Origin of the sequence: Bacillus sp. HSf4, assembly GCF_029537375.1 — a bacterium.
GTDB classification, from domain to species: domain Bacteria; phylum Bacillota; class Bacilli; order Bacillales; family Bacillaceae; genus Bacillus; species Bacillus sonorensis_A.
Window position 1 is genome coordinate 3,845,218 of record NZ_CP120679.1, and the last position, 24,680, is coordinate 3,869,897.

The window sequence follows — 24,680 nt, forward strand, 5'->3', positions numbered from 1 at the left end:
CGGTAAGCTTTTTTATATGTGCGATACAATGAGTTCGCATGTTCCTTCTATTGTAAAGTCATGGATTCCCGCAGGCAGGATAAAGTTTGTTCCTTTGCCGATCAAATACGTTTCACCGCCCTGAATGAGCTTGGCTTCCCCTTCTATGACACTGCACAGAAGGAAAGGGTGATCCTGAGTCAGCTCAGCAAGTCCATCGACATCCCATTTGTATACTGAAAAATACTCCGCTTCAACAAATGTTTTAATGGTGATGCCTTTTCTTGTTTCTGTTGATTCGTCAGCGTATCCGTCAACATGTGGCACGGTTGTGACATTGATCGCCTGTCCAAGGTGAAGCTCGCGCTTTTCTCCATTTTGGTCAGTCCGGTCATAATCGTACACCCGGTATGTCGTATCAGAGCTTTGCTGGGTTTCAAGGACAAGCGTGCCTTCACAAAGAGCGTGTATCGTACCGCTTGGAACGTAATAAAAATCGCCCGGTTTGATTTTAATTCGCCTTAAAAGATTATCCCAATCCCCGCTGTTGATCATCGTGACAAGCTCTGTCCGCGTTCTTGCCGTGTGGCCGTAGACGATTTCCGCCCCCTCTTTGCAGTCGATGATATACCAGCATTCCGTCTTTCCAAGTTCACCGTTTTCATGTTCTCCCGCATAGTAGTCGTCAGGGTGAACCTGAACGGAAAGATCCTTGTTCGCGTCGAGAATTTTTGTTAGAAGCGGAAAGCGGTCGCCTTCTATGCCGCCAAACAGTTCGCGATGCTCATTCCAAAGCTCTGCGAGCGTTTTTCCTTTATACTGTCCTGAAGCCACGAGATTCGGCCCATTTGGATGAGCGGAAATCGCCCAGCATTCACCTGTCAAATCAGAAGGGATGTCATAGCCAAATCGTTCTCTCAAGGCTGTTCCTCCCCATATTCTTTCCTTGAATTCAGGCTGCAAAAAAATCGGTGATTGCGTCATGAAGCCGTTACCCCCTTTGTTATCCATATCCTTTTCCATGCAGGGCTATGTAAATAAAACGCTTTCTTTTATCGTTGGCAGTCCTTTTTAAGGATAACCTTTTCATATTCAATTATGACGTTATCTCAATAGAAGTCAATGAAAAACAGAAGCCTGTCAGGCCTCTGTTCATGTTAATTCGATAATCTTTTGATTGGAGCTTCCCCTGTAAAGCAGTGTCAAATCTCTTTTATTAATCTCAAACGGACCATCGACCAATACATCACAGCAGGCTAACAGCGCGCTGTGCTTTTCATTGCTTAAAATCTGCTCATACGTGTATCCGCTGTACAGCCATATATCTTTATCAGAATGCTCTTTGATTTTCTTCGAGAGCTCGATCAGCTCGCTTGCATGCAAAAGCGGTTCCCCTCCTGAATATGTCACGTTTGTGAGAGGGTTTTTCATAATTTCTGCAAACACTTCGTCAACGCTCATATCAAATCCGTTATTGATATTCCAGCTCTGTTTATTATGGCAGCCTTCACACATATGCGGACAGCCGGCCAAAAAGACGACTGTCCTCAGTCCTTCTCCGTCTACGATGCTGTCATGGATAATATTCATCACTTTCATAGGTGCTTCACTCTGTCCTTTTCTTCTTGTCTTTTCGCGGAATTCCATTTTGACATATCCCCGACCAAATATCCGGTAATTCTTCTGATCCGTTCGATGAATGCTTCATCACGGTTTTTGCACTGCGGGCATTCATTATCGATAATCCCGGTAAAGCCGCAGGCTTTGCAATGATCGACGGGATGATTGATCGATGCGTATCCCATGCCTTCTTTGCGCATCGCATTGACAATCGTATCCATCGCTTTAATATTCTTCTTCGGATCTCCGTCCAATTCGATATAACTGATGTGCCCGCCGTTGCACAGCAGATGGAAAGGCGCTTCCTTCCGGATCTTTTCGATTGCTGTCAGCTTATAGTGAACAGGGATGTGAAATGAGTTCGTATAATAAATCCGGTCTGTTACATTGCGGATAGAGCCGAATTGAGCGCTGTCTTTTTTCACGAATTTCCCTGAAAGTCCTTCCGCAGGTGTCGCGATCAGGGAAAAGTTCAGCTTGTGCTGCTCAGTGGCTTCGTCTGCTTTATCCCTCATAAATTGAACGATTCTTTTTCCCAGTTCAAATGCTTCATCGCTCTCTCCGTGGTGTTTGCCAATCAATGCCGTCAAGGCTTCGGCAAGTCCGATAAAACCGATGCTCAACGTTCCGTGCTTCAGGACGTCTTCAAGTGTGTCATCTGGGCCAAGCTTCTCACTTTCATGCCAAATGCCTTGCGAATAAAGAAATTTGAAGTCTTTTGCCCTTTTTTTGCATTGAAAGGCGTAACGTTCCAGCAATTGCTGAATGGTTAGATCGATGTAATGATTTAAAGAAGTGAAAAATTGGTCAATACTTTCACTAAGCAGGGCAATTTTGACGATGTTGACCGATGTAAATGACAAATTTCCTCTGCTGATGCTGTTTTCTTTCCCATTGATATTCGACATGACGCGGGTTCTGCAGCCCATATAAGCGATTTCGCTTTCCGGTGTCCCGTCATAAAAAGGCTTGTTTACGGGAGAATCAATGAAGCTGAAGTTGGGAAACAGCCTTTCAGCGCTCGTTTCTAAAGCCAGCTGATATAAATCATAGTTCGTATCTGTCGGGCGGACGTTGGTTCCTTCTTTCATTTTGAAAATTTGAATCGGAAAAATCGGCGTCTCCCCTTTGCCCAAACCGGCTTTTGTCGCCTTGAGAATGTTCTTGATGAGGATGCGTCCTTCCTTTGAGGTGTCCGTTCCATAATTAATGGAGACGAACGGAACCTGCCCTCCGCCTCTGGAGTGCATGCTGTTGGCGTTATGTATAAATGCTTCGCAGGCTTGATAGGTTGTCCGATCCGTCTCTATCCACGCCCTTTCGGCGATTTCCTCTTCAGACCATGAAGTCGGATATTCTTTGATTCTCTTCATATGCTTTTCAAACGTTTTGCGGACATAGGGCGCCAAGTCATAATCAAACATCGGAAACGATTGGCCTCCATGCTGCATGTTTTGATTCGATTGAAAGATGATGGATGCAAGCGATAGCGCGCTCATAATGTCTTTCGGTTCTCTTAAGGATCCGTGGCCTGTGTTAAATCCGTCTTTCAGCAGCTTTCCTAAAGGAATTTGGCAGCAGGTCGTCGTTCCGCTTGCCATAAAATCCAAATCATGCGGATATAAAAAATTGTCATCGACCGCCTTCTTCACTTCCGGCGACATTAAGTAATGGAGCGCATAATGTCTGGAGCTCTCGGATGCAAACCGGCTCATTTGCCCCATCGGGGATCGGCCGTCCACATTGGCATTTTCCTGCATAATATCATGGTTTCCATACCCTACGATGTCATGAAACGTTTCTGTCAATTGTGATAATCCTTGTTCTTTACTGCCTGTTGTCATCCTGATCTCTCCTATTAAAACCATATATTGTGTTCATTTTTCAAACAAACACTATATATTGATATTAGCATGGATTTCATTGGTGAATTTCAACAATTTGGTGACGTTCATTCAACACGTTAACAAAAAGCGCCGCGGACCTTTTCTATCCGCGGCGCTTTTTGCCTGAATCATTTATAGTCAATCGTTATTTGTTTTGGAGGCTTCCTCTGCTTTGTCCTTTTTTCGATCCAAACTGTCGCGAGCGGCGTCAAGAGCGAGGTGACAATCACGCTTGTGGCAATGATCGCCGTGGCGGATTCCGCTACGGGTGCAAACATCGGGTTTGCATCAGCAAGGGCGTATGGAACGGCTACGGCCGCCCCGGCGGTCGATGATGCCGCGACTCCTGCCACACCGTCTCCCCTTGCAATGAATCTGTCCAAGAGATAAAGTGAGCTTCCGGATAATATGACGACCGCCACTCCTACAAAAATCCCCAACAGGCCCGATTTGATCAGCATTTTAAAATCGAGCGTGTTTCCTAAGGAAAATGCAAAAAACGGAATAATCGCCGGGACGACTTTGCCGAATAAATCGCGCAGCTCTGTGTCAAGGTTTCCCAGTATACAGCCGAGTAAAAACGGGATGACCGTCGCAGCGAGCGTCTCCCATGGGAATGCCGCGAGTCCTGTCACACCAAACGTAACCATCGTCATAAACGGGCCTGACTCCGTGCTGATAAAAGCAAAAGCACCGGCGTCTTCCTTTCGTCCCAAATGATTCATTAAAGCCAAATACAGTCCGCCGTTTGTTTCATTCATGACCGCTACAATGGCTAAAACGGAGAGCCCCGCAAAAAAGCCCGATTTTATCCCTTCATCAGGGATAAATTGCGAAGCGATCAACCCCAATACAGCGGCAAAACCAACTTTGCCGATCAAAAGCGTCAATCCTTTTCTGGCGATATAGCCTGAAGAGCGAAAGTCGATGGTCGCTCCCACACAAAAGATAAACACGCCTAAAATCGGCAGTGTTCCGGTAATCAGGGCGCCCGTAAATCCGCCGAAAAACTCTGCCGTTCCAGGGGCAAACGTATTCAGCGTTGCGCCCAGAAACAGCGGAATGATCATCATACCACCCGGCACACGTTCAATCGTTGCTTTAATTTTCATCATTTAATCTCCTATTCTCAGGTTAATGAAAACACAAAGCTATTGATCTTTAGAAATGCCTTATTGATGTTTGATGCCTCTGTGAAAAATGCGCTCGAGATCCTCTGCAGAGGCTTTTTCGAGCTGGCTTCCCACCCCTACAGCCAATGCTCCGGCATCAAGCCACTTTTCTACATCGCCCGGATGGATACCCCCGGTTGGAATAAAGCGGATGTTTGGAAAAGGCCCGGCTAGATTTTTCATATAGGGAATCCCTGATGTCCCGCCGGGGAACAATTTCAATGTGCGGAACCCCTTTGATATCGCTTCCATTATTTCGCTCGGCGTCAAAACCCCCGGAATAAAAAATGGATGCATGGAAGCCATTTCATCAGCCAGTTCACTGGAAAAACCGGGACTGACGATAAACTGAGCCCCCCGGGCGGCGGCTTCCCGCGCCTGTCCGCTCTCTGTGACCGTTCCCGCCCCGATTAAGAGGCCGTCTTTTTTTGCAAATGTTTCGATCAGTTCGGACGCTCCCGGTGTGGTATATGTGATTTCAATCGCGGTAATTCCCTTCTCGATCAGGCGATGAATCTTGTCTTCAGCCGCTTTCATGTCTTTTGCCCGGACGACGGCGATCAGCCCGGCTTCTGCCAGATGTTCCTGCACTTTTTCCATCATGGACATTCCCATTATGGTTACCCCCCTATTTTTTGATTGTTTCTCATAGCCGCCATAAAACTTTTAAGCCGTTCTCTTGACGGAAGGCCATCCATATCACCCGGCGCCATAACCGCGAGCGCTCCGATGGCATTTGCCCTCTGCACTGCCTCTTCCAATGGCAGCCGGTCCAGCAGTCCGCTGATCATTCCGACGGCAAAACCATCCCCCGCTCCAACGGTGTCGACCACTTCAACGGGATATCCGGACACATAGCCCTCTTCTTCCGCCGTCCGGTAATAGGCGCCTTCCTTTCCTAGCTTGACGACGATCAGCTTGACTCCCTGCTCCAAATAAAACGCCGCGATTTTCTCAGGGGTATGAAAGCCTGTCAGCAGCTTGCCTTCATTGATTCCGGGAAAAAACCAGTCCGCCTGTGATGCGAATTCGTTGATCGTATGCACCATTGTCTCCTGATCGGGCCAAAGCTGAAAACGAAGGTTCGGATCGAACGAAATCGTTTTTCCCTCCTTTTTCATTTGCTGAACAGCGTGATGAGAAAATGCTTTCATCTTATTTGATAAGGCAGGCGGTATCCCTGTCATGTGCAGATGGTTCGCCTGTTTGAAGTAACCGGATGGGTAATCTTCGATGCCCATTGTGCTTGCGGCCGACCCTTTCCGGTAGTAAGTCACATCAGGATCACCGCTTTCAACCTTTGACTTAAGCAATATTCCCGTCTGTTTTCCTGCTGTGCGTTTGACTGCTGAAATATCGACATGTTCCTTTTTCAATTCATTTAAAATGAAGGTCCCGAGCGAATCAGCGCCAACCTTGCTAACCCAGCCTACCCGAAAGCCTAAGCGGGCCAGCCCGACGGCAACGTTTGTTTCGGCTCCGGCGAGCGCTTTGGAAAAAGAAGAAACCTCGTGGAGCTCACCTGTTTCATTTGCATAAAACATCGCCATCGATTCGCCGAAGGTCATGACGTCTAACGCCATTCTCATCTTCCCCCTTTCAAAATGGTACCGGTTTCAAACATGGTGTTCAAAAAACACTCTCTCCGTGAGGGAGTGTTTTCTGTCAAACGCTATAATGAATGTCTTAGAACCAATTCCGCTTCAAGCTGAATTGTTTGCGGGGCGCTTTCGTCTCCTTCAAGCCGTTTAATGATGCGCTCCATTGCGACCTTGCCCATCTCATGAGACGGCTGGGCGATGGTCGTGATGCCCGGACCGATTAATTTATACCATTCCGTATCATCAAACCCTGCAATTCCGACGTCTTCTGGAATCGATACACCGAGCTCATACAGACAGCTGATGATTTTCAGCATCAGAAGGCCGTTGTTTCCGAGGATCGCTTTTTTCTCCCCCTCGCTGACCGCCAAAAAGCTTTTCACCGATTCCATCAGAGCTTTTTTGTCTTTGGCCTCCACTTCATGGACAAAAGGAGTGCGCCCGGCATCGCGTGCAAGCGCAATTTCAGTGTAGGCTGATACCCGCTCTTCCCTCGGACTGATGCCTTTCATCGGTTCTGTAAACAAACCGACATGAGCGTAGCCTTTATCATACATCATGTTGACGATTTGACCGGTGATTTCGCGGTTATTTGTTGTGACTGCATCAATCTTCAGACCTGGCACTTTCCGGTCAACGAGCACAATCGATACGTCCTGATCGATCAGATCCAACAGTACGTCGTTGTTCCGGCCGGTTGTATTGATGATCAGCCCTTCAATGTAATGCGCATTCAGCTTGTGCAGCATTTCTCTTTCTTTTTCAGGACTGTTGTCGGTGTTGCAGACCATAATGCTGTATCCGTACTGATCACAAACCTCTTCTACTCCCCTTAAGGTGGCGACTGAAAACGGGTTGGTGATATCGGCCACTAAAAAGCCGATGAGCTTGCTTTTTTTCACCTTTAAGCCCTGGGCCATTTGGCTGGGACGGTAGTTCAGCTCCGCGATCGCTTTTTTGATGCTCTTCACCTTTTGCGGTGAAATGGCATCGAGCTTCCCATTGATATACCGGGAAACCGTTGATTTTGAAACGCCTGCATATGCGGCTACTTCGTTGATGGTTACTTTTCCTGTTTGTTTATCCTTCATTCAAGTACTCCTATACGCCTTAAATTTGAAACCGATTTCAAAAACTTTATATCATCAGCATATCACATCATAAAAATTTTGGAAGAGGGATTTTTAAGTTTTTAAGAATCAGATTGACAATCCTAAGAAAAAACGAAAAATCCGGTTGACGGTTTCCATTATTTACTTTAAAATTCATGTTTGAAACCGTTACCAAAAACTTTGATGCTTCATTCAAGTCAAAACGTCCAATCCAAGGAGGAGAATGTATGGAAAATCGTTATTCTGTTCATCCTGAACAAGCGAAACGATTCACAACCGCAGAGCTTCGCGAGCATTTTTTAATAGAATCATTGTTTGCCGAAAATCAGCTGAAAATGGTTTATTCACATGAAGACAGGGTCGTGATTGGCGGTGCTGTTCCGGTCAATGAATCGATACAGCTTGATGCGGGCGATTTCTTAAAAACGGACTATTTCCTTGAGCGCCGTGAAATCGGCATTGTGAACGTCGGAATGCCCGGCGCGGTTAAGATCGGCGGCGAGGAACATGTGATGGGGCATAAGGATTTTCTGTATATCGGCTTGGGAAATCAAGACGTTTCCTTTTCAAGCTTGGATGAAGGAACGGCAAAGTTTTATTTCGTTTCCGCGACCGCGCACAAAAATTATCCTGTACAAAAAGCTTCGCTTGCTGAGCTCCCGTACGACCACTTGGGGGAGGAGGCCTCATCGAATGTCCGCAATCTGTATAAAGTGATTCATGCTGACGGCATCCAGAGCTGTCAGCTGATGATGGGGATTACGTTTCTTGAGCCTCATAATACATGGAATACGATGCCGGCCCATGTGCATGACCGGCGGATGGAAGTTTACCTTTACCTTGATCTTGATGAATCGGAAAAAGTGTTCCACTTCATGGGCGAACCGACGGAAACCCGGCACCTTGTCGTCGGAAATGAACAGGCCGTCATTTCTCCGGCATGGTCTGTCCACTCGGGTTCAGGCACATCCAACTACTGCTTTATTTGGGCGATGGCCGGTGAAAACTACACATTTAAGGACATGGACGCTGTCCCGATGAATGTCATACGGTAAGGACGTGATAGAAGATGGGATATCTTGAATCGTATTTTTCCCTTGAAGGCAAAACGGCGCTTGTCACAGGACCCGCTACAGGCATCGGCCAAAGCATCGCCGCAGCGCTCGCAAAAGCGGGAGCCGATGTGATCGGCACAGCCCATGCGAGCGGGCTTGAAGAAACAAAACAGCTCATTGAAGAAGCCGGCAGGACGTTTACATCATATCAGCTCGACATGAGCAGCCTTGATGAAGTTGAATCTTTTACAAAAGAAGTCCTTGCCCGTCATCAAATCGATATTCTCGTAAACAACGCCGGAACGATCCGCAGGGAGAAAGCGGCTGAGTTTTCCCGGGACAACTGGGAAACGGTCATCAATGTCAATTTGAACAGCCTGTTTCTGCTCTCACAGGCCGTCGGCCGGCAGATGATCGAACACAGGCAAGGAAAAATCATCAACATCGCTTCGCTCCTTTCGTTTCAAGGAGGCATTCTCGTACCGGCTTATACGGCGAGCAAGCACGCAGTGGCCGGACTCACCAAATCGTTCGCCAATGAATGGGCCGCTTTCAATGTACAAGTCAATGCGATTGCGCCAGGCTATATTAAAACCAACAATACAAAGCAAATCCGCGACGATGAAAAGCGGAACGCCGAAATTTTAAAACGGATCCCGGCGGAGCGCTGGGGGGAGCCGGCTGATATTGCCGGTGCGGCATTGTTCCTTTCGTCCCCGGCTTCAGATTATATGAACGGCCATGTTTTAGCTGTTGATGGCGGATGGCTCGCAAGATGAATGTTCCGAGGCTGCCAGCATGTTGTCCGGCGGCCTTTCTTGCTCTCTCGCCTTTCTCTACGGCTTCAAAATGACTTTGATGCAGTCATCCTCATGGTCGTTGAACAGATGATACGCCCGTCCGGCTTCTCCAAGCGGAAGCTGATGTGTAATGATTTCTTTCGGATCGAATTCTTCGCCTTCAATTTTTTTGAAAATCTCCGGCATTAAATGAATAACCGGTGCCTGCCCCATTTTCAGCGTGATATTCCTGGTGAAAAACGCCCCCAGGGGAAACATGTTGTAGTTGCTTCCATATACACCGGTGATCTGCACCGTTCCGCATTTCCGAACCGCCTTTGTCGATATCTGAATCGGCCCCAGCGTCCCGCCCTGCAGCTTTAGTTTTTGTTCAAGGTATTCAAGCGGCGATTTTTTCCCGTCCATTCCGACGCAGTCAATGACGACATCGGCGCCGCCTTTTGTGATTTCCTTCAAATGCTCTCCCATGTCGGGATATTCTGTGAAATCAAACACCTCGACACGGTTTAAAGCTTTTGCCTGTTTTAAACGGTAATCCAAATAGTCAACGGCAATGACCCGTTTGGCGCCCTCCATCCAGGCAAACTTCTGCGCCATTAATCCGACCGGACCGCAGCCGAGCACAATGACGGTGTCCCCTTTTTTGACGCCCGCATGAAGGACACTCCAGTAGGCAGTAGGCAGGACATCTGACAAAAATAACAATGATTCGTCCTCAAGCTCGCATGATTCCGGGATGACAAACGGCGTAAAATTGCCAAACGGCACTTTCAAATATTCCGCCTGGCCGCCCGGATGATTGCCGAATTTCTCCGAATAGCCGAAATATCCGCCTGAATCATAATGCGGATTGGAATTGTCGCACTGGCTTTCCAGCTTGTTTTCACAATAATAGCAATGTCCGCAGGCGACGGTAAACGGAATGACAACCCTGTCGCCTTTTTTCACCTTTGTCACCTCAGGCCCTGTTTCCTCTACGATTCCCATCGGTTCATGTCCAAGCTGAAAGCCTTTCGGAAGCGGAAAATTCCCTTGGTAGAGATGCAAATCAGAGCCGCAAATCGCGGTAGAGGTAATTCGGACGACGACATCGTCTTTCTTTTCAATTTTAGCGTCCTCCACTTGACTGACTTCAATATGCTTAGGCCCTTGAAACGTTACAGCCTTCAATCGTCCACACTCCCATTTTTTACAGGTTATTGATAGTGTGGACAAGGCTGAAAACTTGATTCATCTTTTTTAAACAAACGTTTCATTAGTTCATATAAAAAACTGAATCATCGGAGACTGACAGACATAAATAAAAGAAACGGAGGTGTTTTAATGCTGCTGCAAATATTGGTCGGGGGCTTATTTGTTTTTGCCGTTTTCTTTATTGTATTCAGAGGGATTAGATCAGGCCATCTGCCCCGACATGATGAGATTCCGCCCGAGGATGAGGGAAGAAATGACGAGTCGAAGTAGCATGTGATGTAAGGGCATAAAGGGGATTCCCCTCCCCTTATGGCCCGGCTGTCCGCGCTTCTGTATTCCGGTTGTTTTTGTGTTTTCTTTTTAAATCCAGCTCAATTTCTTCAAGGCTTTTCCCTTTTGTTTCAGTTACTTTAAAGAAGACGAACAAAAACGCCATAATCCCTATTGCCGCATAGCAAAGGAATAAATAGCTGATGCCAATCAGATCGAGAAGCACCGGAAAGCTCAAGGTCACAATTAAATTTCCTGTATGGAGCAAAAGCGTCGATACTCCGGTTCCGGCTCCTCTGACATGAAGGGGAAACAGCTCGGGCAGCATCACCCAGACAACCGGCCCCCAGCTGACTGCAAACACCGCTATGAACACACCTAAACAAACGACCGTCGTCCATGCCGCAGCAACGGTATTTCCCAAAAAGATATGGGTCACAGACAGCACGATCAGACTGATGACCATTCCCGCATTTCCGAATAATAAAAGCGGTTTGCGGCCTACCCGGTCGATCAAGCGCATCGCTGCTAATGTCATGAGCACATTCACCGTCCCGATCCCGACGGTCCCTAAAATAGCCGCCGACTTTTCAAATCCGACATTCGCAAACGTTTTCGGAGCGTAGTATATCATCGTGTTTGTCCCGATAAACTGCTGAAGAAAAGCGAGTCCCAGGCCGGCGATCAACGACGGACGCACCCACGGCTCCAGCAGTTCTTTCAAACCTCCCTGCTCCTGTCTTTCCGCTTCTTTCATTCCTTTGATCTCTTCAAGCACGTTTCCCCTCTTCATTCTGCTCAAAACCGCTTTCGCTTTTTTCTCTTTGTCTTTTGACAAAAGCCAGCGCGGACTTTCCGGCATGAAAAAAATGCCGATCAAAAGACTGATAGACGGTACAAGCGCCAGCCCAAGCATCCAGCGCCAGGCCCCTGACCCGCTGAAAGCATAATTAATAAGGTAGGAAAGCAGAATACCCGTCGTGATCATCAGCTGATTCAATGATGAAAGGGCCCCGCGGGATTCCTTAGGCGCCAGTTCTGACAGATATAAAGGAATAATCGTCGTCGAACAGCCCACTGCAAGGCCCAGAACGATTCTGAAAGCCACCATATATTCCGTGTCGGGCGCAAGTGCTGTACCAAACCCGCCAATGCAAAACAGCACCGCGGCGGACATCATCACCTTACGTCTGCCAAAGCGGTCGGCCAGCTTTCTCGATAACCCCGAGCCGAAAATCGCACCGATTAAAATGGAGCTGACCACGAGTCCTTCTGTAAAGGCATTCAGGTCAAACTCATCTTTGATATAGAGGATCGCCCCGGATATCACGCCCGTATCATATCCGTAAATCAGTCCGCCCAAGGCTCCAAAAAAATAAAGCCAGGCATTCGCCTTCTGTTTTTTCATCAATGATCCTCCTTTAACAGCTCAAGCTTTTTATGAATCTTTTACCTTATCTCGGATTCCTTAAACATCAGACTCCCTGTACCATTAAAAGGAAACTAAAATAAATGAAACATTTAGGGCCCGGGCATCGTCATATTAAGGACGGCCAAAAACCAACAGCCAAGCAGTTTCCAATGACTTCCCCTGGTCAAAATGCAAATAATCTAGTACAATGCAAGACTAGGAATCAATTAACTTTTATATCAGAAATTTCACTAACTTTAGTAATAATGGTGCGTTTTTTAATAAATCGAAAGAGGAGTTTGTCAGATGCTACGATCGCAACGAACGAAGAAAAAAAGGTTAAGAAAATGGGTCAAATACTCATTGTTTTTCATTGTTTTACTTTTAACGGCGACAGCGGCCGCAGGCGGCTACGCCTACTATAAAATTGCCAGTGCTTCAAATGATGCGCAGGTCAGCCTTTCCCGAGGAAAACAATCCGTCAAACGGATCAAAGAGTTCAATCCTGAAAAAGACAACTTTTCGATCCTGATGATGGGAATTGATGCCCGTCCGGGACAAAGCATGGATAAGGAACGAAGCGACGCAATGATCCTGGCTACGTTCAATCGAGAAGACAAATCGGTCAAGCTTTTGAGCATTCCAAGGGATTCATATGTGAATATCCCCGGCCATGGCTTTGATAAAATCACCCATGCCCATTCGCTTGGCGGAAGGGATCTCAGCGTAGAGACCGTCGAAGGTTTGCTCGACATCCCTGTCGATTATGTTATTGATGGAAACTTTTCCGCTTTTGAAGAAGTCGTCGATGAGCTGGGCGGTGTTCCGGTTAACATTAAAAAGGAATATATCGTGAAACAAATTACAAAAGATACAAAAGGGAAGGTTCATTTAACAACGGGCGAACAGACGCTAAACGGCGAAGAAGCCCTGGCATACGTCAGAACGAGAAAAGCCGACACTGATTTAATGCGCGGACAGCGGCAGATGGAAGTGATCAAAGCGGTCATCAATAAATCCAAATCGCTGACATCAATTCCTGCATACGACGACATTCTGGATACGATCGGGAAAAACGTGTCGATGAACCTGTCGCTGAACGACCTGATCGGACTGATTCCGTTCGTCACATCACTCGAATCTGTCGATACCCTGCAGCTGAAAGGCAGCGATTATAAACCGGGGAACGTTTACTATTTCCAGCTTGATCAAGAAAATCTTGCGGAAATCAAACAAGAATTAAAACAGCAGCTGGACTATTGATTTGATAAAGGATGATCGCGGATCATCCTTTTTTCTGTTCTATATTTACTATTGAAAAAATTTAAATTTAGGTTTAGCCTTTTACATAAATGAGACCATACTGCAGAGAGAGTTGTTTTTCGTCTTCAAAAAACGGTAAACTGCTCTTATAGGAGGTTATATTTACATAATGAGATTAATTGCGATCGATTTAGATGGAACCCTTTTAAATACGGAAAGCAAAATTTCTGCAGAAAATCGGGCCGCTATCAAAAAAGCGCTCATCTCCGACTGCATTGTGACAATTTGTACAGGAAGAGCAACCTTTGACGTAAAGGAGCTTCTGAATGATTTGGACATTCCGATTATCGCCGCCAACGGGGGAACGGTCCACGATTTTAATTATAAGCCGTTAAGCCGGACCTTAATGGATCGGGAGGCCGGGAAAAAAGCGGCTGAATACTTAACAGACCACCATATTTATTTTGAAGTGTATACGGATGATGCGCTGTTATCTCCTTTTGACGGCGAAGAGAAGCTGAAAGCCGAGCTTGATATCGTAACGAGCGCCAATCCGGATGAAGACCGGGAGACACTTTGGCAGGGTGCGCTGACTCAGTTCAAGCAATTCGGCATTAAACCGGTTCCCGATATTCGCAGAGTGTTTGACGGAAGCGAAAATATCTATAAGCTGCTGTGCTTTTCATTTGATATGGAGAAACTAAAAAAAGCGAAAGAAGATCTTTCCGCCTTCGCCAAACTGGGGCTCACGTCTTCCGGAAGGCACATCATTGAAATTCTGCCCGCTGAATCGGGAAAAGGGCGCGCTTTAAGAAAGCTTGCCGCCCATTATGGAATTAAGAAAGAAGACATCTACGCCATCGGCGACAGTCCGAACGATTTGTCGATGTTTGCAGAAGCCGGACACCGAATTGCGATGGAGAATGCGATCGATGAATTAAAACATATCAGCACATTTATCACAAAGAGCAATGATGAAAACGGTGTAGCCTATTTTATCAACAAGCTCCTCGAGAATGAATACGAATAAAAAGAAAAAACCGCCTGAAGCGGTTTTTTCCCTTATCGGATTCTGACGCTTCCGACATACTTATCTTTCCAATATTCGCTCGTCTCCAGATCCGTTGTCGTCACACCTGAAGACAATGTGACAAGGACGACTTGTCCATTTCCGATGTAAATGGAAGGAATAAGGACGCTCGTCCCTTGAAAGAAGACTAAATCCCCAGGCTCCAATTCATCCTTTGCGATTTTCTCGCCTGCTTCGTACTGTTTATCGGCGTAACGCGGAAGCTCGACTCCGGCGGCCGTTTTATATATATATTGAATGAAGCCTGACGTATCAAATCCGTCCTTAGGCGTCGTTCCGCCTTTTTGGTAGCCGACTTCACCGATATATTTGATGGCTTCAGTCACAATCTGGTTATCTGCAAGAGACAAACTGTCAAAGCGGCGGATGCCCGTAAATTTCTTTTGCCAATATGAAGCTGATAAATAGGAAATCGTCACTTTATTTGAACGGCTCGCATGAATAAACCTGCCGCCTCCGGCATAAATGCCGTTATGGGAAATTCCCGGCTTATAGGTGTTGCTGAAGAAAACAACATCTCCGGGCTGTATATCCTCAAGCTTCACCTTTCGGCCGACCGCCCATTGCTGTTCTGCCGATCTCGGCAAATAGACCCCGAGCGTCTCGCGAAAAACATATTGCGTCAATCCTGAACAATCAAAGCCAACATCAGGTGAGGCGCTGCCAAACACATACGGAACCCCGATGTAGTCAAGCGCTTTTTGAACGACCGGGTCTTTGGAGACGGCCGGTTCTTTCGTGATTCTTTTCGCCTTGTAATAGCCTGAACTCCAGTATTTGCTGCCTTCCAGCTTTGTAATGGCAACCCCGCTCGATTTCGTGCTGTGAATGATTTGATCATCCCCTAAGTAAATCGCGACATGTGTCGGCCCGTCCGATTCAAGAGCAGCGTTTTTAAAAAAGACGAGATCTCCTTTTTCAAGGCTGTTCCTGCTGACGCTTGTCCCTATGTTCGATTGTTCTTCAACTGTTCTGGGCAGTGAAATATCAAGCGCTTCAAAGACATACTGGATAAAACCGGACGAGTCAAAGCCGTCTTGCGGGCTTTCTCCGCCATAGCTGTATTTCGTGCCTGCAAACTTTTTAGCCGTCTCAGCGATAGATTCGCCGATCGTATCGGCCTGCGCGATCTTGTCACCGGTCAAAAACGACACGCTCCAAAACAATGTGGCTCCAAGTAGCAAAAACATTGCCAGTTTTTTCTTCAATTGATCTGTTCCTCCTCTTCTTTCCTCTTTCATCGGCAGTGACCTGAGATATCTAAAGGGCGGATTTTACAACAATATCGAGCGAATGACGAGAAGAAACGCAGGGCAATCCAACATAACGGAAAGTTTACGAAGGGATAAATTCATAGAAGGCGGTAATCATGAGGTTTCATTCCATCCCGATCTGCTTTCATCTCTTGCAATCCCGGCATTTGCCGCAATTTCTTCAATCCCTTAAAAAGAATACAATAAACGCTATCTTTAACCAACCCCAAAACCGTACATAAATCCTCCTGAATTTCTCTAAACCTTTCTGCCTTGAATGGTTAAGGAATTTGTCGCACATCGCGATTTCAATAGACCAATCTGGCAAAATGTTCATAGGAATTGATCAGTAAACAAAAAAGAGAGCGCCCTCCGCGCTCTCTTTTCTCGGTTTATTGCCGGCCGTCGGCCGTGTTTTCCTGCTGCTTCACTTTCTGAATCTCAGTTGATATTTTGGCTTTTTCATCGGTTGACAGTTCATCGGAGTATTTAAAAGCCGACATGAACGATATGATGAGAACCAATCCTACAAACGGCCAGACCGCTCTGATAAATCTCATTTTTTCGTCACTCCGTTTTCATTGTTTTTTAGTTTGTTTTTATGATCGACTTCAAAAGTCAGTTTTCCGTCTTCTTCTTTCCAATTCAGGTTTGAGCCTTTTGTCAACTGGCGGAAAATCGCTTCTCGCTGTAAGAAGTCGTTTTTGCCCAAAGGTGTCGGCGTTGCTTCGCGAATGTTGAGAGGCGTTACTTCAAATCGGCCTCTGCCGTCGTTCATTAAGTGATACTGAACAAGCGCGCTGTCGCGTGTTCTTGACCAGCCCTGATCAAAGACGAAGTTTCCAAGACTGTAGAAAATAACGGTGTCCTTATATACTTCGATCGGCTCAAGAACGTGAGGATGAGCACCTAAAATAATATCGGCTCCGGCGTCAGCGATGGCTTTCGCCAAATCCTTCTGCCTGTCGTTCGGTTCATTGTCATATTCCTGTCCCCAGTGAACGTGAACCACGACAAGATCCGCTTTTTTGGATGCTTCCGCTATCATCGGAATAAAGATTTTCGGGCTCAGCGGCAGCACTCCTCCCCTGTCCTTTTTGGCTGTAAAGTTCTTCGTGTAGACGTCTGTAAAACCGAGCGTTGCGATTTTTACACCGTTCACATCCTTGTATGAAACGTGCTTTTTGGCATCGCTCAAGTTGCTGCCGGCTCCCACTATATCGAGATTTTCTTGTGAAAACTTATTCAGCGTGTCATTCAAACCGTCTTGTCCGTAGTCCATCGCATGGTTGTTGGCGAAATTCAGCACGCTGAAATTCATCTTCTTCAATGTTTCAACAGATTCTTGCTTTGTTTGCAGATGAATATTTTTCTCTGCCTGCTGGTAGTCTTTTTTATTTGTGACAGGGTTTTCGAAGTTTCCTGTTAGAAAATCTGACACATTAAAGTAAGGCTTTACATTTTTAAAAACACTTTCCGGTCCATACAAATTTGTGACTTTCTCTACGTTTCTGCCCATCATGATATCGCCGACAAAAGTAGCTGTCAGCTTGGCATCTTCTTTTTTGGCCATTTTTGAAGGAGTTTTGGCGCTTCCGACCCAAGTAAAGACAAACATGAGACAGATGATCGCGGGCAATACAATAAGCACGTGTTTATTGGTTTTCTTCTTCTCCTGCTTTGTCAGCTTTAGCAGCTTTTCCTGAAAGTTCAGTTGTTTTTTCATCTTTTTGACACACCTAACTTTAGATTAGATAGTAAGCATACATAATGGCGAATGTTGCTCCGCTTAATAAAAGCGTGCTTCCCAGCGTAATCGTTAATCCTTGTCTTTGGATGGTATTTGCGATCAGCCCCGGAACGATGATCCCGATTCCTCTGAATTCGGCAATTTCAAACGGCATCATCGGGTATATGAAGTCGAATCCGATTTTCAGGAGAATTCCCGTTATCAGCATCGCTGCGAATTTTCTGCGTCCGTATAGAATCATGATTTTTGAAAGTCCGAATTTCACAATGACGTATGTCAGCAGGCTGACGAAAAGAACCAGCAGCATGAAGATCGGCTGATTGAACACGAGTCCCAAATAACCAGGTACGACAAGTCCGGCCGGTACAATTCCTGTTTTTTCTGCAAAAATCAAACTGAGTAAAACTCCTAAAATGAGGGCGATATATAAATCTGATCCAAACATTGTGTTTTCTTCCTCCTAGCTAACGAGCTGCTTAATCTTGTATTCTTGTATTTTTTCGATAAGAGGTTCCGCTGCTCCGTGAATATTTCCGACGCCGTAAATGACGCGGCCCTCCAGCTTGTTTTTCAGCATGAACATGATTTCTTCCGTCGTTTTGTGCTCAAAATCAAACAGCTTGTCCGCAGGAATTTTGCCTGCTTCATATGCTTTGACGATCGGCTCTGTCGTTTCTCCAATCAGCACAAGTTCACTTGCTTCAATAAAGGGAAGGACATCTTCGGCAAATTGCTGTGTTCTGTCCACCCTGTCAGCGCGGCAGTTCATAATGACGATCGGCTGATCTGTAGGGTAGCCTATTTCTTTTACGCGCTTCCATATGTTTAAAGTGGAAGATGCGTCATTCGCTGCAAAACCGTTGACGAAATGTCCCGGGTTTTTGGCGTTCATCAGCGGCAGAATCCTCATCGCTCCCGGATCAGGCAGCGCATTCAGCATGCCTTTAAAGGCGGTTTCTTCGTCAATTCCCAACGCTTGAGCAACCCCGAGTGCAAGGGACGCATTATCAGGGAATACCATGTATTCAAACTGCCTGAGATAGTCATCTGTTATTTTAGAATTGTCTGCGACGATGACTTTTGTGTTCCTTTCTTTTGCAATTTGCTTAAAGAAATCGGTATACTCACTATCAGTAATAACCAAATGTCCGTTGTAAGGAATGGTTGCTGTGAAAGCTTCTGCAATTTCATCCAAAGTCGGTCCCATCACATCCATGTGATCCTCCAGCACGTTCACGATCACGCCGATATTAGCCTGAAGCAATTCTTCCTGAAAGATGATTTGATAATCAGGATTAACGGCCATACATTCACTGACGATCGCATTGGCCCCTCTTTCGACCGTCTCTTTCATGACTTCCTTCTGCTCGCCGATGTTCGGTCCTTGCGGCTTTCTCTTAATCGGCTTTTCTTCCGGTGTGTCCCAATAAATCATCCTTGCATCAGTCCCGGTTGTTTTTCCTACTGTTTTGTAGCCAGCCTCGATTAATATTCCTGTTGTTAATCTGGTCACCGTGGACTTTCCGCGTATCCCGTTGATGTTCACTCGGACTGGCAGGGCGTCGATGTTTTGCTGGTGGCGCCTTTTTTCATAAATGCCGATCCCAACAACGATCACACAGGCTAATAGCATTACCCACATTGTTTGTCTACATCTCCTTCTTGGAATCTGATATGTAAATTCATTCATCAGTATATAGGTTCACTATGAAATCACAATCGGCATTATGTAACAGAAGACGACGAAATTTTCCGTGACAAAGCTCACCTCACTTCCGATACTATTTCCTATCCATCGATTGATAATTATGGAAATCCGGAGTCCTTATCTCCTACAAATTTTCTGCATCATTTTTAAGAATACGCTTTCAAAAATCGAAAAATTCGATTCTATACTTTTCTCCCTATTATTTATGAAAGGCTAAAAGATGGGTTTCGGGTCAGCCCTTTATGTTCCGGACTTCGCCGTAATTACGGAAAAACCGCCGGATTCACGCTTTATTCACCGTTTTGCAACGGGTCAAAAAGTCATCAATTGCCGCTGTGAAAAATCATGGAGTCCCATGACCTCCAGACTACATTGCAAAACTTGAAAATCCGCTTCACCATCAAGCGGGATTCATTAGTAAATCCAAACAATTTTTAAGCCGTTCGATTCAGCTTCTTTTTTTCGTTTATAGGTTATAATCCTAGGATTTAAACAGCCATTAATTTTTTTCAACGAGAATTCATCAAACTTTAACATTTTTAATTTTTCTTACTATTCTTATTGTTACTGAATCCGACAAATTTATAATAAATCAACAGATGTGCGGGACTTTTTTCTATTAGAAGCGCCTCAGGGGGGCAGGCTTGCCTGAACATCCCGATTCGTTTCTAATCCATGGGATGATTTTTTTGATTGTGATTTCATGAAGTTCATGATAATCTTTATGTAAACGGTTACACAAGGAAGGAGAACGTCCCGTTGGCTACGATTAAAGACGTTGCACTTGCGGCAAAAGTATCTGTCGCTACGGTTTCCCGCGTGTTGAATGAGACGGGATACGTCCATGAGGAGACCAGGTCACGCGTGATGAAGGTGATGGAAGAGCTGAATTACCGCCCGAATGAAGTGGCCAGATCTCTCTATAAAAGGGAATCAAGATTAATCGGGCTGCTTTTGCCCGACATCACAAACCCATTCTTCCCTCAGCTGGCCCGGGGAGTTGAAGACGAAATTCACAGACACGGCTTCAGGCTGATATTCGGAAACAGTGATGAAAATCTTGAAAAAGAACTCGATTATCTCCAGACATTTCAGCAAAATCATGTCGTCGGCGTCATCTCTGCAACAAATTACCCTGAAGCATCAAATTACAAAGATTTGCCGATGCCGATTGTCTTTCTCGACCGAACCGGGGAACATGCGCCCGCCGTGTTTGCGGACAGCAAGGAAGGCGGACGGATCGCAGCTTCGGAGATCATCAAACGACATTCATCACGCATTACCTTAATCAAAGGGCCCGGCCACTTGCAGACCGCAACAGACCGGTTCAACGGCGCGCTTGACATCTTAAGCGGAGCCGATGTTGATTTTCATGTCATGAAAACCGAAACATTTTCTTTTCAGGAAGCGCAAAAACGGGCGGCTGAGTTATTTTCCGCCTATCCGGAGACAGACGGCATCATTGCCAGCAATGATATTGCGGCAACCGCGGTTTTGCATGAGGCGTTGAAGCGGAAGATCAAAGTGCCCGACGAGTTGCAGATCATCGGATTTGACGATATTCCGCAAAGCGAATTGCTTTTTCCTTCCTTATCAACAATCAGGCAGCCTGCATATCAAATGGGAAAAGAAGCGGCAAAACTGCTGCTTAGAATCTTGAAGCATGAATATATTGAACAGCCGGCTGTTAAAATGCCGGTCGCTTTTATCGAAAGACAAACGACTAGAAAGGCGGATGACAATGAGTAAAATATGTGTAATTGGCAGCTCTTCAATGGATTTAGTCGTCACATCGCAAAAACGGCCGAAAGCCGGCGAGACGGTGCTTGGCGATTCCTTTCAAACCGTTCCCGGCGGAAAAGGCGCCAACCAGGCTGCCGCAGCCGCGAGACTGGGAGCGGAAGTCTATATGATCGGCCGTGTCGGGAATGATCATTACGGTCAAGCCATCCTCGCAAACTTTGAAGCGAACGGGGTTTTGACAGACTATGTGGAACCGGTTACAGATATGGAAAGCGGCACCGCACATATCGTTCTGGCAGAGGGAGATAACAGCATCATCGTCGTCAAAGGCGCAAATGATCAGGTTACACCGGAATACGTTCAAAAGGCGCTCCCCGCCATTAAAAAGGCGGACATCATCCTCATTCAACAGGAAATTCCCGAGGAAACGGTTGATTATGTAAGCGGGCTCTGCAAAACGCTCGGCACTCCCCTGCTGCTCAATCCCGCTCCCGCCAGACCACTCCGTCAGGAAACCATTGAAAACGCGTCCTATCTGACACCGAATGAACATGAAGCGGCCATGTTGTTTCAGGGACTTTCCCAAGAGGATGCGCTGAAGCGCCACCCCGGAAAACTGTTCATTACAGAGGGCAAAAACGGAGTCCGCTACCATAATGGAAATGAAGAAAAGCTCGTCCCTTCATTTCCGGTGGAAGCGATTGACACCACTGGAGCGGGAGATACCTTTAATGCGGGATTTGCTGTCGCCCTGTCCGAAGGGAAAGATATTGAAACCGCCTTACGCTTTGCAAACCGGGCCGCTTCTTTATCCGTATTAAAATTCGGCGCTCAAGGCGGGATGCCGTTCAGAGAAGAAGTGGAGCGTGAACTGTCATGAAAAAACACGGCATCTTAAACAGCCATATCGCCAAAGTGCTGGCCGACATCGGGCATACCGATACCATCGTCATCGCGGACGCCGGTTTGCCCGTCCCTTCCGGCGTCCCAAAGATAGACCTTGCTCTCGAGCTGGGGACTCCCGGCTTTCAGGAGGTGACGCGGCTCATTGCCAGCGAAATGGTTGTGGAAAAAGTCACCGCTGCCAAAGAAATTGAAACCGCCAATCCGGAACAAGCCGAATTTTTAAAAACGTTTTTCTCTGAACAGCCGATCGAACATGTTCCCCACGAAGCATTGAAAAAAGCAGCGGAAAAGGCGAAAGCCGTGATTCGCACAGGTGAAGCGACACCTTATGCTAACTGCATCCTGCACGCGGGAGTGATCTTTTAGATGTTCATATCCTCACATCTGGAAAGAAGGGGTAGCCTATGCATATTGAAATGAAAGACATTTATAAGGCATTTGGACAAAACCAGGTTTTGTCCGGTGTTTCCTTCGAACTTCAGGAAGGTGAAATCCATGCCTTAATGGGAGAAAACGGAGCGGGAAAATCAACCTTGATGAATCTATTGACCGGCCTTCACAAGCTGGACAGCGGAATGATCAAGATCGACGGGAAGGAAACGTATTTTTCCGATCCGAAGGATGCTGAACAAAACGGCATCGCCTTCATCCACCAAGAGCTGAACATTTGGCCGGAAATGACCGTCTTGGAGAATTTATTTATCGGCCGGGAGCTGTCTTTAACACTCGGATTTTTAAACAACAAAAAAATGAAAGCGCTAGCAAAATCCCAACTTGATAAACTGGGCGTCTCCATCTCTCTCGATCAAGAAGCCGGCCACTGTTCCGTCGGCCAGCAGCAAATGATTGAAATCGCCAAAGCGCTGATGACAGACGCCAAGGTGATCATCATGGATGAACCGACAGCGGCTTTGACAGAGCGAGAAATCAAGAAGCTGTTCGAAGTCATTGCAGCATTGAAGAAAAATGGCGTGTCCATCGTCTATATTTCCCACCGCATGGAGGAGATTTTTACGATTTGCGACCGGATTACAGTTATGCGCGACGGAAAAACGGTCGATACAAAAAGAATTCCAGACACCGACTTTCATGAAGTTGTGAAAAAAATGGTCGGCCGGGAGCTGACGGAACGCTATCCCGCAAGGAATCCAAACCCGGGTGCAGCCGTGCTCGAAGTCAAGAATGCTTCAAAAAAAGGAATCTTCCAAAATATCAGCTTCACCATCCATGCCGGTGAGATCGTCGGGATATCCGGCCTGATGGGAGCGGGGCGCACGGAGATGATGAGAGCCATTTTCGGACTCGATCCGCTTGATTCAGGAGAGATTTTGATTAACGGCAAAAAAACGGCTGTCAAAAAGCCGAGCGACGCCGTTCAACGAGGTATCGGCTTTATCACTGAAAACCGGAAAGACGAAGGCCTTGTGCTCGATGCGTCGATCAGGGACAACATTGCACTGCCAAACCTCGCCAGCTTTTCTCCGAAAGGATGGATCGATCAAAAAAGCGAGCAGGAATTCGTCGACTTGTTGATCAAACGGCTGACGATCAAAACCGCTTCGCGCGAAACCGATGCGCGCAGCCTTTCTGGGGGAAACCAGCAGAAAGTGGTCATTGCCAAATGGATCGGCATCGGCCCTAAAGTTCTGATTATGGATGAACCGACGCGCGGCGTCGATGTCGGAGCCAAAAGGGAAATTTACGAGCTGATGAATGAGCTGACAGACCGCGGCGTCGCGATCATAATGGTCTCATCAGAACTCCCCGAGATCCTCGGGATGAGCGACCGGGTCCTTGTCATCCATGAAGGAACGCTCAGCGGAGAATTGTCAAGAAAAGACGCGACACAAGAACGGATTATGACACTCGCTACAGGAGGGCGGTAACATGAATCAGCAACCGGCTAAACATATTGAAAAAAGCCTTAATATCGACTCTGTTTTACAAAAACTCGGCCCGCTTCTCGGGCTGATCATTCTCGTTGTCATCGTTTCGGTATTAAATCCGAGCTTTTTAGAGCCGTTAAATATTTTAAACCTGCTGCGTCAGGTCGCGATCAATGCGCTGATCGCGTTTGGCATGACCTTTGTCATTCTGACGGGAGGTATCGACCTTTCCGTCGGCGCGATTCTCGCATTATCAAGCGCTTTAATCGCCGGGATGATCGTCGGCGGCATCGACCCTATTTTCGCCATTATCATCGGCTGTCTGATCGGGGCTGTGCTGGGGATGGTAAACGGGCTTTTGATCACAAAAGGCAAGATGGCTCCATTTATCGCAACGCTTGCGACAATGACGATTTTCCGCGGACTGACGATGGTCTATACGGATGGAAACCCGATTACAGGGCTCGGCACCAGCTACGGCTTTCAGCTTTTCGGCCGCGGCTACCTGTTGGGCATTCCCGTCCCCGCCGTCACCATGGCGGCAGCTTTTGTCATCCTTTGGGCGATTCTTCATCAAACACCGTTCGGACGCCGCACATACGCGATCGGCGGTAACGAAAAAGCGGCGCTGATTTCTGGAATTAAAGTACCGCGGATCAAAGTGATGATCTATGGTCTTTCCGGCCTTTTATCCGCATTGGCGGGAGCCATTTTGACGTCGCGCTTGAATTCTGCCCAGCCGACGGCGGGCACCTCTTATGAGCTTGACGCCATCGCCGCCGTCGTTTTGGGCGGAACAAGCCTTGCCGGAGGAAGAGGACGGATCGTCGGCACACTGATCGGTGTGCTCATCATCGGAACATTAAATAACGGTTTGAACCTGATCGGCGTCTCCTCGTTTTTCCAAATGGTCGTCAAAGGTATCGTCATTTTGATCGCAGTCTTGCTTGACCGCAAGAAATCCGCATAAGGAGGGCTATT

The 24,680-nt window shown here is 46.8% G+C and carries 24 protein-coding genes; 10 read left to right on the top strand and 14 right to left on the bottom strand.

The features are described from left to right. Nucleotides 1–12: 12 nt before the first annotated feature. From manA to P3X63_RS19940, 7 genes are all read right to left on the bottom strand, one after another. On the bottom strand, nucleotides 13–963 hold the full coding sequence (gene manA, locus P3X63_RS19910; RefSeq protein ID WP_277691746.1) for a mannose-6-phosphate isomerase, class I: 951 nt from the start codon (nucleotides 961–963) through the stop codon (nucleotides 13–15). Between the two features lie 168 nt (nucleotides 964–1,131). After that, entirely contained in the window at nucleotides 1,132–1,578 is a 447-nt protein-coding gene (gene nrdG, locus P3X63_RS19915; RefSeq protein ID WP_277691747.1) for an anaerobic ribonucleoside-triphosphate reductase activating protein, read from the bottom strand. Then, entirely contained in the window at nucleotides 1,575–3,443 is a 1,869-nt protein-coding gene (locus tag P3X63_RS19920; protein ID WP_277691748.1) for an anaerobic ribonucleoside triphosphate reductase, read from the bottom strand. Before P3X63_RS19920 ends, nrdG begins: the two co-directional genes overlap by 4 nt. A 170-nt stretch (nucleotides 3,444–3,613) precedes the next feature. Continuing rightward, nucleotides 3,614–4,597, bottom strand: a complete 984-nt coding sequence (kdgT, locus tag P3X63_RS19925; RefSeq protein WP_026588985.1) for a 2-keto-3-deoxygluconate transporter — start codon at nucleotides 4,595–4,597, stop codon at nucleotides 3,614–3,616. 60 nt (nucleotides 4,598–4,657) lie between these two features. Beyond that, nucleotides 4,658–5,272 (bottom strand): bifunctional 4-hydroxy-2-oxoglutarate aldolase/2-dehydro-3-deoxy-phosphogluconate aldolase, encoded by a 615-nt coding sequence (locus P3X63_RS19930; RefSeq protein ID WP_481748563.1) that lies wholly within the window; start codon nucleotides 5,270–5,272, stop codon nucleotides 4,658–4,660. A gap of 5 nt (nucleotides 5,273–5,277) precedes the next feature. Further along, nucleotides 5,278–6,240: a sugar kinase gene (locus P3X63_RS19935; protein WP_026588987.1), complete on the bottom strand. Its 963-nt coding sequence runs from the start codon at nucleotides 6,238–6,240 to the stop codon at nucleotides 5,278–5,280. 89 nt (nucleotides 6,241–6,329) lie between these two features. Further along, nucleotides 6,330–7,349 carry a LacI family DNA-binding transcriptional regulator gene (locus P3X63_RS19940; protein WP_026588988.1) on the bottom strand — a complete coding sequence of 340 codons (1,020 nt, stop codon included), beginning with the start codon at nucleotides 7,347–7,349 and terminating at the stop codon, nucleotides 6,330–6,332. Between the two features lie 248 nt (nucleotides 7,350–7,597). Here P3X63_RS19940 and kduI point away from each other — a divergent pair, with 248 nt between their 5' ends. Then, entirely contained in the window at nucleotides 7,598–8,425 is an 828-nt protein-coding gene (kduI, locus tag P3X63_RS19945) for a 5-dehydro-4-deoxy-D-glucuronate isomerase (RefSeq protein WP_026588989.1), read from the top strand. Between the two features lie 14 nt (nucleotides 8,426–8,439). Then, nucleotides 8,440–9,204: a 2-dehydro-3-deoxy-D-gluconate 5-dehydrogenase KduD gene (gene kduD, locus P3X63_RS19950; RefSeq protein ID WP_277691749.1), complete on the top strand. Its 765-nt coding sequence runs from the start codon at nucleotides 8,440–8,442 to the stop codon at nucleotides 9,202–9,204. A 57-nt stretch (nucleotides 9,205–9,261) separates the two neighbouring features. On the opposite strand, the gene P3X63_RS19955 is transcribed toward kduD, so the two are convergent. Then, the gene (locus P3X63_RS19955) at nucleotides 9,262–10,395 is read right to left on the bottom strand and encodes a zinc-dependent alcohol dehydrogenase (protein ID WP_026588991.1); all 1,134 of its coding nucleotides are present in this window, start codon (nucleotides 10,393–10,395) and stop codon (nucleotides 9,262–9,264) included. 153 nt (nucleotides 10,396–10,548) lie between these two features. Here P3X63_RS19955 and P3X63_RS19960 point away from each other — a divergent pair, with 153 nt between their 5' ends. Next, on the top strand, nucleotides 10,549–10,689 hold the full coding sequence (locus tag P3X63_RS19960; RefSeq protein ID WP_179115683.1) for a hypothetical protein: 141 nt from the start codon (nucleotides 10,549–10,551) through the stop codon (nucleotides 10,687–10,689). A gap of 37 nt (nucleotides 10,690–10,726) precedes the next feature. On the opposite strand, the gene P3X63_RS19965 is transcribed toward P3X63_RS19960, so the two are convergent. After that, nucleotides 10,727–12,097, bottom strand: coding sequence for a sugar porter family MFS transporter (locus P3X63_RS19965; protein ID WP_277691750.1), 1,371 nt, complete (start codon nucleotides 12,095–12,097; stop codon nucleotides 10,727–10,729). A gap of 309 nt (nucleotides 12,098–12,406) precedes the next feature. Here P3X63_RS19965 and P3X63_RS19970 point away from each other — a divergent pair, with 309 nt between their 5' ends. After that, nucleotides 12,407–13,363 carry an LCP family protein gene (locus P3X63_RS19970; protein WP_026588993.1) on the top strand — a complete coding sequence of 319 codons (957 nt, stop codon included), beginning with the start codon at nucleotides 12,407–12,409 and terminating at the stop codon, nucleotides 13,361–13,363. A 169-nt stretch (nucleotides 13,364–13,532) separates the two neighbouring features. Then, on the top strand, nucleotides 13,533–14,393 hold the full coding sequence (locus P3X63_RS19975) for a Cof-type HAD-IIB family hydrolase (protein ID WP_026588994.1): 861 nt from the start codon (nucleotides 13,533–13,535) through the stop codon (nucleotides 14,391–14,393). A 32-nt stretch (nucleotides 14,394–14,425) separates the two neighbouring features. On the opposite strand, the gene P3X63_RS19980 is transcribed toward P3X63_RS19975, so the two are convergent. The 5 genes from P3X63_RS19980 to pgsB form a co-directional block, all read right to left on the bottom strand. Beyond that, nucleotides 14,426–15,643 (bottom strand): C40 family peptidase, encoded by a 1,218-nt coding sequence (locus tag P3X63_RS19980; RefSeq protein WP_035428666.1) that lies wholly within the window; start codon nucleotides 15,641–15,643, stop codon nucleotides 14,426–14,428. A gap of 455 nt (nucleotides 15,644–16,098) precedes the next feature. Continuing rightward, complete coding sequence (locus P3X63_RS19985; protein ID WP_179115681.1) at nucleotides 16,099–16,266, bottom strand: hypothetical protein; 168 nt, start codon at nucleotides 16,264–16,266, stop codon at nucleotides 16,099–16,101. Next, nucleotides 16,263–17,432 (bottom strand): CapA family protein, encoded by a 1,170-nt coding sequence (locus tag P3X63_RS19990; protein WP_026588996.1) that lies wholly within the window; start codon nucleotides 17,430–17,432, stop codon nucleotides 16,263–16,265. Before P3X63_RS19990 ends, P3X63_RS19985 begins: the two co-directional genes overlap by 4 nt. Before the next feature lie 19 nt (nucleotides 17,433–17,451). After that, nucleotides 17,452–17,901: a poly-gamma-glutamate biosynthesis protein PgsC gene (pgsC, locus tag P3X63_RS19995; protein ID WP_026588997.1), complete on the bottom strand. Its 450-nt coding sequence runs from the start codon at nucleotides 17,899–17,901 to the stop codon at nucleotides 17,452–17,454. A gap of 15 nt (nucleotides 17,902–17,916) precedes the next feature. Further along, nucleotides 17,917–19,098 (bottom strand): poly-gamma-glutamate synthase PgsB, encoded by a 1,182-nt coding sequence (pgsB, locus tag P3X63_RS20000; RefSeq protein ID WP_277691751.1) that lies wholly within the window; start codon nucleotides 19,096–19,098, stop codon nucleotides 17,917–17,919. A gap of 825 nt (nucleotides 19,099–19,923) precedes the next feature. Between pgsB and P3X63_RS20005 the strand changes: the two genes are divergently transcribed. The 5 genes from P3X63_RS20005 to rbsC are packed head-to-tail and all read left to right on the top strand — an operon-like array spanning nucleotide 19,924 to nucleotide 24,669. Beyond that, the gene (locus tag P3X63_RS20005) at nucleotides 19,924–20,913 is read left to right on the top strand and encodes a LacI family DNA-binding transcriptional regulator (protein ID WP_026588999.1); all 990 of its coding nucleotides are present in this window, start codon (nucleotides 19,924–19,926) and stop codon (nucleotides 20,911–20,913) included. Further along, the gene (gene rbsK, locus P3X63_RS20010; RefSeq protein ID WP_277691752.1) at nucleotides 20,906–21,787 is read left to right on the top strand and encodes a ribokinase; all 882 of its coding nucleotides are present in this window, start codon (nucleotides 20,906–20,908) and stop codon (nucleotides 21,785–21,787) included. The genes P3X63_RS20005 and rbsK overlap by 8 nt, the downstream gene beginning before the upstream one ends. Continuing rightward, nucleotides 21,784–22,179, top strand: coding sequence for a D-ribose pyranase (gene rbsD / locus P3X63_RS20015; protein WP_026589001.1), 396 nt, complete (start codon nucleotides 21,784–21,786; stop codon nucleotides 22,177–22,179). The genes rbsK and rbsD overlap by 4 nt, the downstream gene beginning before the upstream one ends. A gap of 38 nt (nucleotides 22,180–22,217) precedes the next feature. Beyond that, on the top strand, nucleotides 22,218–23,699 hold the full coding sequence (locus P3X63_RS20020) for a sugar ABC transporter ATP-binding protein (RefSeq protein ID WP_026589002.1): 1,482 nt from the start codon (nucleotides 22,218–22,220) through the stop codon (nucleotides 23,697–23,699). A 1-nt stretch (nucleotide 23,700) separates the two neighbouring features. Beyond that, on the top strand, nucleotides 23,701–24,669 hold the full coding sequence (gene rbsC, locus P3X63_RS20025; protein ID WP_026589003.1) for a ribose ABC transporter permease RbsC: 969 nt from the start codon (nucleotides 23,701–23,703) through the stop codon (nucleotides 24,667–24,669). Nucleotides 24,670–24,680 lie beyond the last annotated feature (11 nt).